Consider the following 14057-nt stretch of genomic DNA (forward strand, 5'->3'; position numbering starts at 1 on the left):
CCAGGCCGCCGGAGGGATGAGCATCGGTAGGATATGGGGGTGACCCCTGAGCCGACCTCATCCCCCGAGCGGGACCTCACCGGCGTTTCGCCGAAGGCGAGGGCCTGGCGTGCCTTCTTCGAAACGTCTGCGCTGATCACCGACCGGATGGAGAAGCGGCTGCACGCGGTGACGGGGCTGAAGCTCGCGGAGTACAACATCCTGCTGCTGCTGGCTGAGGCGGAGAATCACCAGCTGCGAATGGGGCAGCTTGCCTCACGAATGGTCTTCTCCCCCTCACGCCTGTCCTACCAAGTGAAGTCGCTGGCCAGCCGCGGGCTGATTGACCGGTGCGCTGATGCCAGCGACAAGCGCGGAATGACTGCCCGGCTCACCCCGGAGGGGGAAAAGGTCTTTTCCGCAGCTTCCCGGGTCCACGCCCGGCACATCAAACAGCTCTTCCACCCTGCGGTCGACGATGAGCAGGCCCAGCAGCTGCAAGCCATCTGTGGGCAGATTTACCGCACTGCGGAGCAGGCCGAGGAGCCCTGCTAAGGCGTGGGTCCCGCGGCACCCTGGGACGGGTGAGGCGCTCGACTGAGGCGCACCGAGTCTGCCCGTTCACGCAGCAGGTCAATGTCTTCGACCGCAGCCTGCACCGCGGCCAGAGCCAGCCGCACACCAACCTGGTCAATTCCGGGCTCGACGACGATCTCGAGGATCAGTTCAGGGCCGATTCCTCCGCCCAAGACCCTGGTTCCGTCCGCGGCGGAGGTGAGAATGCCCGGGCCGGGGCGCAGCTGCAGCGCCGTCACCCCTGGGCAGGCGGCGGGCACATCAGCCAGTGCCTGGGCCAGCTCCTGGTCCTGATAACTAGGGAGCCATGACTCTCCCCGGGCCAGCGCCTCCACCGCCGGGCGGCGCACCACGAACGTCACCCCCGGCTGGTCTGGGCTGCCGCCCTGTTGTGAGCTTCCGGGGTCCAGCACCACCAGCTGCGCTCCCTCCGCTAAGGCGGCGAGCATAATCCGCTCAGCCTCGGCGGCCACGGGCCGGGCTTGCGGATGCCACGTGGTGAGTGCCTCAACGCTGGTGAACGCTGGCATCGCGGAACGTCCGTCTGCGGCGGTGAGGGTGACTAAGGAGATATCGGCTTCTTTGTCCCCATGCTCAGCATCGCCGTGACCGGTGGCGATCACCGGGGCGAACAGCCGCTGGCCCGCCAGCGCGTTGACGAACCCGGGCTCATCGGTCTCCCCGGTGAGCAGGCGACGTCGTGCTGCTGCGAGTGCGGCGGTGATCAGCCCGTCATCACCGTCGAAGGTGTGCAGCGGGTTTGTCTCCCCGGTGAGGTCCCGGCCGGACCAGGCCACCCCGGCGGAGTCCGCTGGTTGACCGTCGGCGCTGCGCTGCTGTCGCTGGAGCAGTGCCGCGATATGTGCCGGTAGGTGCTTCTGGTCCTGGGCCACGGGGAGGCAGCGTCAGCGTGAGTCGGCGGCGACCCGCAGCGCCTCGGGGAGAGTGAACTTCCCGGCGTAGAGCGCCTTGCCCATGATCGCTCCTTCCACGCCGGAGGAGACCATTCCGGCCAACGCGGCGATGTCCTCGAGGTTGGAGATGCCGCCGGAGGCGACCACCGGGCGGTTGGTCTTTGCTGCGACCTGCGCCAGCAGCTCAGTGTTGGGGCCGCGCAGGGTGCCGTCCTTGGTGACGTCGGTGACCACATAGCGGGGGCAGCCGGCGTCCTCAAGACGGGCCAGCACCTCCCAGAGGTTTCCGCCGTCCTTGGTCCACCCGCGGGCTGCGAGGGTCTCGCCGCGAACATCAAGACCCACCGCGATCGCATCTCCGTGGCGTTGGATGGCCCGGGCGGTCCACTCGGGGTCCTCCAGTGCTGCGGTGCCGAGGTTGACCCGGGTCGCACCCATTTCCAAGGCTCGGTCCAGGGACTCATCGTCCCGGATGCCGCCGGAGAGTTCGACCTTGATGGACATCTGCTGCACCACCTGTTGGAGGATGTCCCGGTTGTGTCCGCGGCCGAATGCCGCGTCCAGGTCCACCAGGTGGATCCACTCCGCGCCCTGGTCCTGCCAAGCCTGGGCGGCCTCAAGCGGGTCGCCGTATCCGGTCTCGGAGCCGGCCTCTCCTTGGACCAGGCGGACGGCTTGGCCGTCGGCGACGTCGACTGCCGGCAGCAGCTCCAGGGCGGGGGTGGGCACAGGGGTCTCTGTCATGGGGTTCTCCTGAGGGTCAGAGTGAGGTGATCCAGTTGCGCAGCAGTTGCATGCCGGCGTCGCCGGACTTCTCCGGGTGAAACTGTGTGGCGCTCAGCGGTCCGTTCTCGACTGCGGCGATGAAGTCAGCACCGTGGTGCGACCAGGTGACTTGGGGCGGGGCCATGGCGCTGATGCTCTGATCGAAGTCCCAGGTCTGCACCGCGTAGGAGTGAACGAAGTAGAACCGCTGATCCTCGAGTCCGCGGAAGAGGGTGCTGCCTTCAGCCGGACGGACGGTGTTCCACCCCATGTGCGGAACCACCACCTCGCGGGGCAGCGCGGTGACCTCGCCGGGCCACTGGCCCATCCCTTCTGCGGCGATGCCGTGTTCGACACCGCGTTCGAAGAGCACCTGGTGTCCGACGCAAATGCCCAGCACGGGGCGGGAGCCGGCGATGCGCCGGCCGATCCACCGTGGGGCTTCAATGGCGTTGAGCGAGTCCATGACCGCTGCGAAGGCGCCTACCCCGGGGACCACCAGTCCATCAGCGTTGAGCACTGCGTCGACATCTTGGGTCAGCTCGACCTGACCTCCGGCGCGCTCGAGGGCACGCACCGCGGAGTGGACGTTGCCTGAACCGTAGTCCAGGACCACCACGGAGGGCTTCGGGCTCACAGTGCGCCCTTCGTGGAGGGGATCTCATCGGTGCGCGGATCGGACTCCACGGCTGCACGCAGCGCGCGGGCGAAAGCCTTGAACTGGGCTTCCACGATGTGGTGGGGGTCCCGGCCGGAGAGCACCCGCATATGCAGGCAGATCCCGGCGTGATAGGTGATGGCCTCGAACACGTGGCGAGTCATTGACCCGGTGAAGTGCCCGCCGATGAGGTGGTACTGCTGGCCCTCCGGTTCCCCGGAGTGAACCAGGTAGGGGCGTCCGGAGACATCGACAGTGGCCTCCGCCAGAGCCTCGTCCAGGGGGACCGAGGCGTGGCCGAACCGGCGGATGCCGCGCTTGTCTCCCAGCGCGGTGCGCAGCACCTCTCCGAGCACGATCGCGGTGTCTTCCACCGTGTGATGGACATCAATGTGGGTATCGCCCTGTGCCTCGACGGTGAGGTCGATCATGGAGTGTTTGGCCAGAGCGGTGAGCATGTGGTCAAAAAAGGGCACCGTGGTGGAGATGGACGAGGTGCCGGTGCCGTCGAGGTCCAGCTTCACCGACACCTGGGACTCACTGGTGGTGCGCTGCATCTGTGCGGCTCGGGATGGGGTGCCGCGGCCTGCGATCAGTTCTGCTGCCATAAGGAGTCAATCCTAACCGTTGAGGTGGGTTCGCAGAGAGTTCAGGAAGTCGGTGGTCTCCGCCTCGGTTCCTGCGGTGACCCGCAGGTGTCCCTCAATCGCGACCTCCCGGATGAGAATGCCGTCGTCGAGCAGGTGCTGCCAGGCGCGGTGAGCGTCTGGGAGTCCGCCGAAGAGGACGAAGTTCGCATCTGAAGGGTAGGGGCGCAGACCCATCGCGGTGAGCTCGGTGACCAGCCGGTCTCGCTGCTGTTTGATCCGCTCCACATTGGCCATCAGGCTCTCGGCGTGATCCAGTGCGGCAGTCGCGGCGGCCTGGGTCACCGCAGAGAGGTGATAGGGCAGCCGGACCAGACGCAGCGCATCGGTCACCGCCGGTGCGGCCGCCAGGTACCCGATTCTCCCGCCAGCCAAGGCGAACGCCTTGGACATGGTTCGGGTGACCACAAGCCGCGGCCGGCCTTCCAGCATGGTCAGCGCCGAAAGTGTCCCCGGCTGCCTGAACTCACCATAGGCCTCATCAACCACCACCATAGTCTGGGAGTCTTGGGCGGCGTCGTAGGCAGCGGCGACGACGTCGAGGCTCAGCGCGGTGCCGGTGGGGTTGTTCGGTGAGCACAGGATGACCACATGGGGACGGTGCGCTCGGATCTGTGCCGCCACATCATCAGGGTCCTGTGCGAAGTCCTCGCTGCGGGTGCCGGCGATATATTCGCTGTAGACCCCCCGCGCGTAGAGGGGGTACATGGAGTAGGTGGGCGGAAAGGACATCACCGTGCGTCCCGGTCCGGCGAATGCCTGCAGGATGTGCTGCATCACCTCATTGGAGCCATTGCCTGCCCAGATCTGCTCCGCGGCGATCTCCGCCCCCGACTCGCTGGTGAGGTATGCCGCCAGTTTGCGGCGCAGTGCGGTGAATTCGCGGTCGGGATACCGGTTGAGGCTCTGCGCTGCCGTGCGGACCTCGCGGGCGATCGCGTCCACGACCTCCGCGGGCACGTCATAGGTGGTTTCATTGACATTGAGCATGGCCCGCACGCTCAGCTGGGGTGCGCCATAGGGCTGTTGGCCATGGAGCTCGTCCCGCAGCGGAAGGTCGGAAAGTTGCGTTTCAGTCACCCGACCATGGTAGTCGCCGGCGGGCCAGCGGCTCAGTCGACCGGGATGTAGAGCTCCTGGCCCGGGGTCAGCTGCGAGGAGTCCAAGTCATTGAGTTCGGCGATTTGCGTGATCAGTACCTGAACCTCGGTGCCGGTGTCGGCGGCGGACGCGAGGGACCACAGGGTGTCGCCCGCACTGACGGTGACGATCTCAGCCTCCACTCCGGCTGAGGAAGTGGTACTGGCCTGAACCTGGTTCATCAGTGCCGCGCCGGCGAAGACAGCCGCGATCAGCATCGCCAGAGTCAGCAGCAGGGCCGGCACACCGAGTAACAGCACGCGGCCGCGCCGAGTCAGGGTGGGGAATGGCGCACGAAGTGCTGCAGAGTGTAGGGCCGCAGAGTTCGCAGTGGCAGTCATCGAAAGTTCCTCCTTTTTCGAACCTGTGTTCTATGTATAGCACATATATTCGAACTTCAGCCTCGAGACCTCGCGTCAATCATGGAAACTATGTGCGATGTGGGCTATTCTGAGCCTGAAGTTCGAAGTGACATTCGACAACGTCGGTGTCGTGGTCCATCACACCAGGAGGGTCGGACATGCATTCGGCCCGGCGAGGAGAGCCCGATGAGCACAGGCGAGGAGCAGGACGCACCTAAGCGTCTGACGGAGCGGCAGCGGCATATCGTGGACATGATCCAGACTGCGCTGGCCGAGCGCAGCTATCCGCCCTCGATGCGCGAGATCGGGGACGCAGTGGGACTGGCGTCCCTGTCTTCCGTGACGCATCAACTGGCCCGTCTGCAGGATCTGGGCTATCTGCGCCGTGACCCCGGCAAGCCACGCGCGATGGAAGTCATCCGCGACTCCTCGGGACGTCTGCTCAGCGAGGTGCTCAGCTCCGAAGACCAGACAGAGCCCTCCGCTGACGAGACGGTGGTGAATCTTGATGCGTACCGGGCCGCAAGCGACTCACGGACCGCAGATGTTCCCGTGGTGGGCCGGATCGCCGCTGGCGGACCCATCCTGGCCGAACAGCAGGTGGAGGACGTCATGCCGCTGCCGCGGCAGCTCACCGGTGAGGGTGAGCTGTTCATGCTTCAGGTGCGCGGGGACTCCATGATCGATGCCGGGATCTTCGAAGACGACTGGGTGGTGGTGCGCCGGCAGCCTGATGCGGACAATGGGGACATCGTCGCGGCTCTGCTGGAGGAGGAGGCCACGGTGAAGGTCCTCCGGCGCCGGGACGGCCACCAGTGGCTGCTGCCGCAGAACCGGATGTACGAGCCCATCCTCGGTGACGAGGCCACCATTATGGGCAAAGTGGTGACCGTGCTCAGGAGTCTCTGAGCCGGCTCAGCGCACTGCGGGCGACCTCGCCGTTGGTGGTCGCCCAGAACTCGGGCATCGACTTCTTCAGGAACCCGCCATAGCGGGCTGTGGCTAATCGGGAGTCCAGAATGGCCAGCACCCCCCTGTCCTCGGAGGTGCGGATCAGCCGACCCGCCCCCTGGCTGAGCCGGACGGCAGCGTGGGTTGCTGCGACCTGCATGAACCCGTTGCCTCCGGCTTTCGCGACTTCCTGGCTGCGGGCGTTGCTCAGCGGATCATCCGGGCGCGGGAACGGGATGCGGTCAATGGCCACCAGTCGGCAGGCCCGGCCGGGCACATCCACCCCCTGCCAGAGGCTCATGGTACCGAACAGACAGGTCTGCTCATCTGCGGCGAACTCACGCACCAGGGCGGACATGGTCGAGTCCCCCTGACACAGGATCGGCACATCCAGCAGCTCGCGCAGCTCCTCAGCGGCCTGCTCGGCGGCCCGCCGGGAGGAGAACAGGGCCAGTGTGGCCCCGCCGGAGGCTTCGATGAGTCCGGCGAGCTCCTGGCGCTGGGCCTGCTGGGACTTCATCGAGGGGGCAGGCAGGTGCTGGGCGACGTAGAGGACTCCTTGGCGCGGATAGTCGAAGGGGCTGCCGACATCGGCGCTGTCCCAGGTCGGCGCCTCCGCGCCCAGCAGTCCCAATGAGCCGGCCACCGGATCGAAGCTGTCCCCGATCTTCAGCGTCGCCGAGGTCAGCACCACCGTCCGGGTGCCGAACAGGCCCTCACGGAGCCGGCCTGCCACTGAGGTGGGCGCCACATACAGCAGCGGTGGCTCAGAGATGTCTGCCGGCTGATATCCGCGACCCGGTGTGAACATTCCGGGCCGGGAGACCCACACCACGTCGGCACTCTGCCCACTGGCCAACATCCGCTCGGTGACATCGAATACGGCCTGCAACCGGGCCCGGGCGGTGGTTCGCCCCGGGTCGGCCTCCGCGTCACCGGAGGGTTTGGAGTCCGACAGGGCGGTGCGCGCGGCATTGCGGGCAGACTCCACCGCGCTGATCTGCTGGGCGTTCAGCCCGCGGGCCAGCAGCCCATCCTCGACCCCACCGAAGGCTGCCTCCACTGCTGCGGCTGCTGCCTGGAGGCCCTCCACGTTGATGGCCGTGTGCCGGCGGGCTGAGCTGGCCGCGGCCTGAATCATCTGGGCCGAGAGCTGCACTGTGACCGCTGAGGTCACGCGGTCGGTGAGTTCGTGGGCCTCGTCAATGATGACGGCCTCATGCTCGGGAAGCACGTCCAGCCCTTCGAAGGCGTCGATGGCTAGCATGGCGTGGTTGGTGATCACCAGATCCGCCTCCTGGGCCTCCTTGCGCGCCAACTCGGAGAAGCACTCCTCGAACATCGAGCACTTCCGGCCCAGGCAGTCCACGGCGTTGACCGAGACCTGCCGCCACGCTCTGTCGGTGACCCCGGTGGCCAGGTCGTCGCGGTCACCGGTGGAAGTAGTTTCTGCCCAGTCACGCAGCATCACCACCTCTTTGCCCAGTTTGGAGGTGGGCTCATAGGTGGTGACCCCGCCGGTGGGCTCCACGGCGGCCGCGAAGAGCGCTTCCTCGTCGTCGTCTTCGGGAAAGCCACCGGCCAGCTTCTGTTTGCACAGGTAGTTTGACCGGCCTTTGACCAGCGCGACCTCGGCGGGCCGGGGCAGCTCATCCTGAATGCTCTCCAGCAGCCGGGGCAGGTCGCGACCGATGATCTGTGCCTGCAGGGCCAGGGTGGCGGTGGAGACCAGGACCGGTTTCCCCGTGGAGACCGCATGGTGCAGGGCGGGGATCAGATAGGCCAGCGACTTGCCTGTGCCGGTGCCCGCCTGGACCAGGAGGTGCTTCCGGCTGCGCAGCGCGTCGGCGACCCGGCGGGTCATCTCCTCCTGGCCGGTCCTCCTGGTGCCGCTGAAGGACGCCACTGCGGTCTCCAGCAGGCGCTCGGCCGCAGACTGTGGCGAGGCCGACGTCGTCCCCTGCGTCACTGCTCAGGACTCCACTTGGAAAGCTTCGAGCTCAGCGGCCAACACGGGCCCGACTCTCACGGAGAGCCGGGTGCCGGCTTCCTCGTAGGCCGAGGAGAGGATCTCTGCGTCCTGTGCGTGCAGGCGGGAGACGATCTCCCCGTGCTCGTAGGGCACCAGCAGCTCCATCTCCACATCTGGCCGCGGGATGGCAGCACTGATGCGCTCTTTGAGCTCGGCGATGCCTTGACCGGTGCGCGCCGAGACCACCGCCACATGGGGCTCGCGGCGCATGATCCGGTCGATGACGTGGTCCTCCGCGGCGTCGGCCTTGTTCAGCACGATGATCTCGTTCACCTTGTTCGCCTCGACCTCGGCCAGCACATGGCGCACTGCGGCGATCTGTCCCTCCGGCTCCGGGTGGGAGGCATCGACCACATGCAGGATCAGGTCCGCATCGGCCACTTCCTCCAGGGTGGAGCGGAAGGCTTCCACCAACTGAGTGGGCAGCTGCCGGACGAATCCCACCGTGTCGGAGAGCGTGTAGCCGATCCCGTCGGGGGTCACGGCTTTGCGGGTGGTGGGGTCGAGGGTGGCGAACAGGGCGTTCTCCACCAGCACTCCGGCGTCGGTGAGCCGGTTCAGCAGGCTGGACTTGCCGGCGTTGGTGTACCCAGCGATGGCCACACTGGGCACCGCATTGCGCTTGCGGTTGGCCCGCTTGGCCTCCCGGGCGGGTTTCATCGCCGCGATCTGTTTGCGCAGCTTCGCCATCCGGGTGTTGATGCGGCGCCGGTCGAGCTCAATTTTGGTCTCACCGGGGCCGCGGGACCCCATTCCGGCCCCGGCTCCGCCGACCTGTCCACCGGCCTGCCGGGACATGGATTCGCCCCAGCCGCGAAGACGTGGGAGCAGGTATTCCAGCTGAGCCAGCTCCACCTGCGCCTTGCCCTCCCGGGACTTGGCGTGCTGGGCGAAGATGTCCAGGATCAGGCCGGTCCGGTCGATGACCTTGACCTTGACAATGTCCTCCAGGCCGCGGCGCTGGGAGGGTGCCAGTTCTGAGTCGACCACCACGGTGTCCGCGCCGAGCTCGGCAACAGCTTCGCGAATCTCCTGGGCCTTTCCGGAGCCGAAGAACGTTCCCGGATCCGGGGTGGACCGACGCTGGAGGAACCCGTCCAGCACCGTGGATCCGGCGGTCTCTGCCAATGCTGCCAGCTCTCGCAGAGAGTATTCCGCCTCGGCGGCTGAACCGCCTGACCACAGCCCGGCCAGCACCACCCGCTCCAGGCGCAGCTGGCGGTATTCGACCTCGGTGACGTCTTCGAGCTCGGTGGAGAGCCCCTCGACTCGGCGCAGATTGCGCCGCTCGAACAGGTCATACTGCTCCCCGTCATGCTCCGTGTGCGTCTCCGTCTCGGAGAGCTCCCGGGCACGGTCGCCCAGGATGCTGCCGCGCCGCTGTGCCTCCTCTTCGGCGGTGAACTCCTGCTCCGCGGTGGTGGGAGTCTCGGCCGCGGAGGTGGAGGCTGGGGCAGCGTCATCGGCTGCCAGGATGCGGGCGATCGTATCGTCAATGGTCGACGACGGCTCAGGGGTGTCTTTGTGTTCAGTCATAGATTCCTTGCCTGCACACCCACCGAGACACAGGCGTTCGGGCGCCGATGCAAGTGGTGGTGCGTGCGGGGCTTGTGTAGGTGTTGGATTCCGACAGGCTCAACCGATTCCGGGAGCTGGAGTGTACTGCTCAGACCGCTTGACGAGGCCGTGCGTACAGAGTTGGGCGAATCCACATGGGTACTAGTCTAGCAAATGCGGAATATCGGCAAACGCCCAGGTCAGCGACTTATCCACTCTCAGACCCCAACTCAATCCCAACATGAGGACTCAAAACCTGCCGCATGAGACCCGTTGCAGCGGCCCTAGTTGTGTCCTCCGCGTCGGGCCATAAATGGCTGTATGTGTTCAGCGTGATTGACGGTGACTTGTGCCCCAACTGTCTCTGAACTTTCACGACATCCTCCCCCGCCGCAATGAGTCCAGACGCGTAGAAGTGCCTGAGGTCATGCAATCCGAACGGCTCGACATCGGCAGCCTTGAGCGTCTTCTGCCAGACATAGTTCACCGCGTCGGGCTTCGGTGGGTTCCCCCGGCTGCCCATGAAGAGCCAATCGCCGTTTATCCCGCTGGCGATGTGGACCGCCAACAACTCCATGAGGTCTTCTGGCGCGTAGATTGTCCGGTTGGAATTGTACTTCGGCGCCTTGATCCTCACACCACCACCGTTGGCCCGCTGCACCTGCCGATCAACCCTCAGCCGGCGCTCTAGGCTCCGCACATCCTGGACCTGCAGAGCAGCCGCCTCACCGCGCCTGAGACCCGCGAAGGCGCACACCGCCCACAGAGCCCGCCAGTGATCCGCGGAGGCGCTGAGGATCGCTGCGACGGTCTCCGCTGAGGGTATGTGCATCTCCTCATTGGCCTGCCGTGGCAGCTGGGTTCCCTCAAGCGGATTGCTGGCGATATGCCGGTCACGGACGGCTCCGCGCATCACAGTGTTGACGTGGTGGAACGTGGTCTGAATTGTGGACGGGGCCAGCCGCTCTGACAGTCCCTTGATCCACTCCTCAACGTGAGTAGACCTGATCTTGCCCAGCGGCACCGAGGAGAATGTGCAAGTACGCAGGGACCGATCAGCGCCGCTCACTGTGGAGTCATCCCACAGCTGCCGAGCCCGGAAGCCCTGGTAGTACTCCCCCAACGTGATCTTGCCGTCGGCTGCATCAATATACGTCCCGGCTTTGACCTCATGGTGAGACCGGCGCTTGAAGTCCCGGGCCGCGTTGAAGTTGCGGAAAGTCTCCTGCCGGCGTTGGCCGTCCGCGTTGCGATAGGCGACCTCATACGACTTGCCACCGTCGGCACGCTCGACGGCGTAGATGCCGGGTTCGCGGGTCTTAGTTCTCTTGGTCATCGCCAGGAAACTCCGGCTTGGTTTCGTGCATGCGCTGCGCGTTTCTGGCGAATTCCCCGATGTCTAGTTTCGTCATTCGACGTACTTGTGCAACGGCAGCCTCAAACGGCACCTGATTCTCGGTGGTCAATAGGAACTTGATCTTCTCCAAGTCCATGATTGTTAGTAGGTACCGCAGTCGAGCCACGGCGTCGGACCAACCACGCACAGCTAGATCCACGCGTTTTTTGAAGTTGAGCGCCTCTTGGCGAAGCGCCCAAAATTCACTTAGGTGTTGTGACGATTCTGTCTCGGAGATCATGTAGCCCACATCTGTGTTCAGCACTCTCGCCAGCGCTCGAGCTTCACCTAGCCGAACGGGGCGCGTTCCTTTTTCTATTCGCGAGATCGTTGCTTGATTGAAGTGCTCCCAGCCTTCAGAGACCATGCGCCGGGCCAGCTCACCTTGAGATAGGCCCTGATCCGTGCGCAGCCGGTTTACGGCCTCCCTGAATCGCATTTCCTCCAATTGGTCGCGAGAAAGGACGTGGCGAAGGGTCCCTGGCGCCTCTAGATCATCGGTCATAGGCCAATTATGCACATGGTGTTGCGCGATTCTCAATCGTCAGCGTATATTGGTCTTGTCAGTCACATACGATTGACTTAGGCCAATCACAGGAGGATGAAATGGACACCGCCCCCGCCGAGCACAGCCCAACTCTGAAGCAAGATCAGTTGCGCACCATCGAGGAGGTTGCAGAGCAGATGAGGACGACGCCGAGCACGATTCGATACAAGCTGCAGACCGACCCGACGTTTCCGCGTGGATTCAAACTTTCTGTGAGAAGGCTATGGCGCCAGAGTTCAATTGACGCGTGGATTGAGTCCCAGATTGAAGCGCAGGAGGCCGCGTGAAGACCTACAACTGCCAGACCTGCGGGCACCTGGTTCTACTGGAGCCGCGCGAAGTGGAAGAGATCGGCGCGTACTGCCTAGAACATCTCTTCTCAGAGGAGTTCCCCGCCCTCAATCAACTGGCCGAAAACGTGGCCGAGACAGAAGAACGGCCTGAGAATCCCCGCCAAGAGACTCCTCAGACCGCTCACACCGAAACCCATAAGAAAGGCTCCGTCATGAACAAGTCTACCCCCGAGCCCGCCGAGTTCGGACCCGATTACGTGGAAAACTGCCCTCAGCTCGACGATATGGAGCACGACTGCGACTCCACCCGTCTTGCTTCACAGATCAGCGTGTCAACGCAGGCGTGCGAGCGGATCTCCATCTTCCGCCTGCATGAGGTGTTCCAGCACGGTCACCAGGTCCACGCGCTGCGGCTGGAGATCGTGGACGAGATTCATCACACCGCAGAAGTCACGCTCTATCCCCAGCAGCTGGTCACGATTGCGGAATGGCTCTCGGAGAAAGCGTCTGTGCTGACTCCCGCAGGTGGTGACGCGTGATGACGTATCTAATCCACTATTACCGACGTAGTGATCTTCCAGCCGCCATCGTCAACGGTACCGCCGTGCCTTTCCTCTGCGGTGACCAAGGATTCCCCAGGGATATTCCGATGGCTGCGGGCGAGCCCTCTATTCCTGCCGATTCGCAGGACTGCCAGCCTTGTCACGACCTTTACGAGGCTGGGCGCAAGTTGGCTAGAAACGGCACGGGACGTCGCTTGCAGACCGCCGAGGGCTGAGGAGGGAGGGCACCAATGGACTCGAGGTTCCCCACACATTATCTGCATGACAGGCGAGTGATGAGGCTGACCCCTCCCACGTTCCGCACCTTCGTCATGGCGACGGCCTGGAGTGTGTCCAATATGACGGATGGAGCTATCCCGACTGCTGATCTGCCATTGGTGCCCTTCTCCTCGCCTGAGCATGCAACCGAGTTAGTCAACGCTGGGTTATGGGCGGAGTCAGAGGACGGCTACCAGATTGTGGAGTACGCCAAACACCAAACCTCAGCCGCTCAGGTTGAGCACGCACTTGAAGCCCGCCGAGAAGCTGACCGCAAGAGGCAGGCGAAGAAGAGGGAACGGGACTCTTCAGATAGTGAGTCACGGGGACAGTCACGTGATGGTCACGTGACATCTGAAGGCAAGGAAAGGCAAGGAAAGGCAAGGAAAGGCAAGGCTTTAGAAGAAGAGGATTACAAGACTTCTGAAGATTCAATTGATCTTGAAACGGGAGAGATCTCTGAACCTGATTGGGACTCACATATCAACGCTGCGTGGCACGATCCCCAACGCATCATCGGCCTGTACTCCAAGCTTCCCGACGATCATCCTCGACGCCCTGAGACGCGGGCACGCTATTACGAATTGATGGGTCGCCCTGACCCCCTCAAGGCCCAACCCCCGAACGACATCATGCAGAAGCTCAGAGAAATGAGGGCTGCCTGATGTGCCCCACCTGTGACCTCGCCCCCTGTGCCTGTCAGTACGCCGCCACCCTCACCCACCGCCCCCAAGGCCCCTGCCTGCACTGTGTGGCCTTGGAGGCCCTCTCCCTGCCCCAACCCCACCGTGGCCCCGATGACACCTCATGCCCCTGCCCCGCCTGCTACTCCCTACGGGCCGGTACCTGGGGCGACTCATGGACGGAGAGCACCTGATGTTTAAGCGACCGAAGATCACCGCCGCTGACCTCACCGAGGAAGACCCGCTCTACTCAAGCCTGCCGACTGACGACGAACTGCAAGACCTCAACCGTCGAATCGACGCGCTCGACGAACGATTGGATCGACTCAAGGAGCTGATGCAGCGGTGAAGATCTGCATTCAATGTGGAGAACTTTGTCAACGAAGTTATTGTGACGAACATTTTCCAGAAGTTCGCAAAGCTCAACGAGGTGAACGCAAGCCTGGAGACCGCACAGCGCAGGGATACGACGCTAGGTGGGCTCGCCTCTCCCGTAAGGCTCGGAGGATTCAGCCGTTCTGTTCCGACTGCGGTTCCGAGGAGGATCTACAGCTCGACCACACCCCGCTGACGTGGGAGCGGTGGCGCCAACGTAAGCCGATCCGACTTGAGCACACCGGCGGCGTCGTCTGCGGTGACTGCAACCGCGCACGCGGCGATGCACGGGCACCAGGGGGACGGGGGTACAGCGGACCCGCAGATCAGGCCGGGCCGGTAGGCCAAGAGCCGATTACTT

16 protein-coding genes are annotated in these 14057 nt (G+C 64.4%); 6 read left to right on the top strand and 10 right to left on the bottom strand.

Features of this window, described 5'->3' with window-relative positions; genetic code table 11:
- Positions 1-39: 39 nt before the first annotated feature.
- On the top strand, positions 40-534 hold the full coding sequence (locus FEF27_RS07520) for a MarR family winged helix-turn-helix transcriptional regulator (protein ID WP_166429952.1): 495 nt from the start codon (positions 40-42) through the stop codon (positions 532-534).
- On the opposite strand, the gene FEF27_RS07525 is transcribed toward FEF27_RS07520, so the two are convergent.
- The 6 genes from FEF27_RS07525 to FEF27_RS07550 are packed head-to-tail and all read right to left on the bottom strand — an operon-like array spanning position 531 to position 5020.
- A complete protein-coding gene (locus FEF27_RS07525; protein ID WP_138170242.1) occupies positions 531-1448 on the bottom strand; it encodes an SseB family protein in 918 nt (305 codons plus the stop codon). The two genes, FEF27_RS07520 and FEF27_RS07525, sit on opposite strands and share 4 nt — an antisense overlap.
- A 12-nt stretch (positions 1449-1460) precedes the next feature.
- On the bottom strand, positions 1461-2213 hold the full coding sequence (priA, locus tag FEF27_RS07530; protein WP_138170243.1) for a bifunctional 1-(5-phosphoribosyl)-5-((5-phosphoribosylamino)methylideneamino)imidazole-4-carboxamide isomerase/phosphoribosylanthranilate isomerase PriA: 753 nt from the start codon (positions 2211-2213) through the stop codon (positions 1461-1463).
- Between the two features lie 16 nt (positions 2214-2229).
- The gene (hisH, locus tag FEF27_RS07535; protein ID WP_138170244.1) at positions 2230-2871 is read right to left on the bottom strand and encodes an imidazole glycerol phosphate synthase subunit HisH; all 642 of its coding nucleotides are present in this window, start codon (positions 2869-2871) and stop codon (positions 2230-2232) included.
- Complete coding sequence (hisB, locus tag FEF27_RS07540; protein ID WP_138170245.1) at positions 2868-3500, bottom strand: imidazoleglycerol-phosphate dehydratase HisB; 633 nt, start codon at positions 3498-3500, stop codon at positions 2868-2870. The genes hisH and hisB overlap by 4 nt, the downstream gene beginning before the upstream one ends.
- Positions 3501-3512: 12 nt before the next feature.
- Positions 3513-4619 carry a histidinol-phosphate transaminase gene (locus tag FEF27_RS07545; RefSeq protein ID WP_138170246.1) on the bottom strand — a complete coding sequence of 369 codons (1107 nt, stop codon included), beginning with the start codon at positions 4617-4619 and terminating at the stop codon, positions 3513-3515.
- Positions 4620-4651: 32 nt separating this feature from the next.
- A complete protein-coding gene (locus tag FEF27_RS07550) occupies positions 4652-5020 on the bottom strand; it encodes a LysM peptidoglycan-binding domain-containing protein (protein ID WP_138170247.1) in 369 nt (122 codons plus the stop codon).
- Positions 5021-5227: 207 nt separating this feature from the next.
- On the opposite strand from FEF27_RS07550, the gene lexA reads away from it, so the two are divergent.
- Positions 5228-5950, top strand: coding sequence for a transcriptional repressor LexA (lexA, locus tag FEF27_RS07555; protein ID WP_138170248.1), 723 nt, complete (start codon positions 5228-5230; stop codon positions 5948-5950).
- Here lexA and FEF27_RS07560 read toward each other — a convergent pair.
- The 4 genes from FEF27_RS07560 to FEF27_RS07575 all read right to left on the bottom strand — a co-directional run bounded on the left by FEF27_RS07560 (position 5937) and on the right by FEF27_RS07575 (position 11482).
- Positions 5937-7961, bottom strand: a complete 2025-nt coding sequence (locus FEF27_RS07560) for an ATP-dependent DNA helicase (protein WP_243729145.1) — start codon at positions 7959-7961, stop codon at positions 5937-5939. The genes lexA and FEF27_RS07560 overlap by 14 nt on opposite strands.
- A 3-nt stretch (positions 7962-7964) precedes the next feature.
- Complete coding sequence (hflX, locus tag FEF27_RS07565) at positions 7965-9560, bottom strand: GTPase HflX (RefSeq protein WP_138170249.1); 1596 nt, start codon at positions 9558-9560, stop codon at positions 7965-7967.
- A 229-nt stretch (positions 9561-9789) separates the two neighbouring features.
- Positions 9790-10917: a tyrosine-type recombinase/integrase gene (locus tag FEF27_RS13630; protein WP_243729146.1), complete on the bottom strand. Its 1128-nt coding sequence runs from the start codon at positions 10915-10917 to the stop codon at positions 9790-9792.
- Positions 10901-11482, bottom strand: a complete 582-nt coding sequence (locus tag FEF27_RS07575) for a helix-turn-helix domain-containing protein (RefSeq protein ID WP_138170250.1) — start codon at positions 11480-11482, stop codon at positions 10901-10903. The genes FEF27_RS13630 and FEF27_RS07575 overlap by 17 nt, the downstream gene beginning before the upstream one ends.
- 101 nt (positions 11483-11583) lie before the next feature.
- Here FEF27_RS07575 and FEF27_RS07580 point away from each other — a divergent pair, with 101 nt between their 5' ends.
- The 4 genes from FEF27_RS07580 to FEF27_RS13335 all read left to right on the top strand — a co-directional run bounded on the left by FEF27_RS07580 (position 11584) and on the right by FEF27_RS13335 (position 13670).
- On the top strand, positions 11584-11811 hold the full coding sequence (locus tag FEF27_RS07580) for a helix-turn-helix transcriptional regulator (protein ID WP_138170251.1): 228 nt from the start codon (positions 11584-11586) through the stop codon (positions 11809-11811).
- Entirely contained in the window at positions 11808-12356 is a 549-nt protein-coding gene (locus FEF27_RS07585) for a hypothetical protein (RefSeq protein WP_138170252.1), read from the top strand. The genes FEF27_RS07580 and FEF27_RS07585 overlap by 4 nt, the downstream gene beginning before the upstream one ends.
- 299 nt (positions 12357-12655) lie before the next feature.
- Positions 12656-13303: a hypothetical protein gene (locus FEF27_RS07590; RefSeq protein WP_138170253.1), complete on the top strand. Its 648-nt coding sequence runs from the start codon at positions 12656-12658 to the stop codon at positions 13301-13303.
- Between the two features lie 211 nt (positions 13304-13514).
- Positions 13515-13670, top strand: a complete 156-nt coding sequence (locus FEF27_RS13335) for a hypothetical protein (protein ID WP_166429953.1) — start codon at positions 13515-13517, stop codon at positions 13668-13670.
- Positions 13671-14057: the final 387 nt, after the last annotated feature.

It is taken from the genome of Nesterenkonia sphaerica, assembly GCF_005771565.1.
Classification (GTDB): Bacteria; Actinomycetota; Actinomycetes; order Actinomycetales; family Micrococcaceae; genus Nesterenkonia; species Nesterenkonia sphaerica.

Coding starts and splice junctions, on each gene's coding strand:
- priA (WP_138170243.1), bottom strand. CDS start 2,213: ATGACAGAGACCCCTGTGCCCACCCCCGCCCTGGAGCTGCTGCCGGCA.
- hisB (WP_138170245.1), bottom strand. CDS start 3,500: ATGGCAGCAGAACTGATCGCAGGCCGCGGCACCCCATCCCGAGCCGCA.
- FEF27_RS07550 (WP_138170247.1), bottom strand. CDS start 5,020: ATGACTGCCACTGCGAACTCTGCGGCCCTACACTCTGCAGCACTTCGT.
- lexA (WP_138170248.1), top strand. CDS start 5,228: ATGAGCACAGGCGAGGAGCAGGACGCACCTAAGCGTCTGACGGAGCGG.
- hflX (WP_138170249.1), bottom strand. CDS start 9,560: ATGACTGAACACAAAGACACCCCTGAGCCGTCGTCGACCATTGACGAT.
- FEF27_RS13630 (WP_243729146.1), bottom strand. CDS start 10,917: ATGACCAAGAGAACTAAGACCCGCGAACCCGGCATCTACGCCGTCGAG.
- FEF27_RS07575 (WP_138170250.1), bottom strand. CDS start 11,482: ATGACCGATGATCTAGAGGCGCCAGGGACCCTTCGCCACGTCCTTTCT.
- FEF27_RS07580 (WP_138170251.1), top strand. CDS start 11,584: ATGGACACCGCCCCCGCCGAGCACAGCCCAACTCTGAAGCAAGATCAG.
- FEF27_RS07590 (WP_138170253.1), top strand. CDS start 12,656: ATGAGGCTGACCCCTCCCACGTTCCGCACCTTCGTCATGGCGACGGCC.
- FEF27_RS13335 (WP_166429953.1), top strand. CDS start 13,515: ATGTTTAAGCGACCGAAGATCACCGCCGCTGACCTCACCGAGGAAGAC.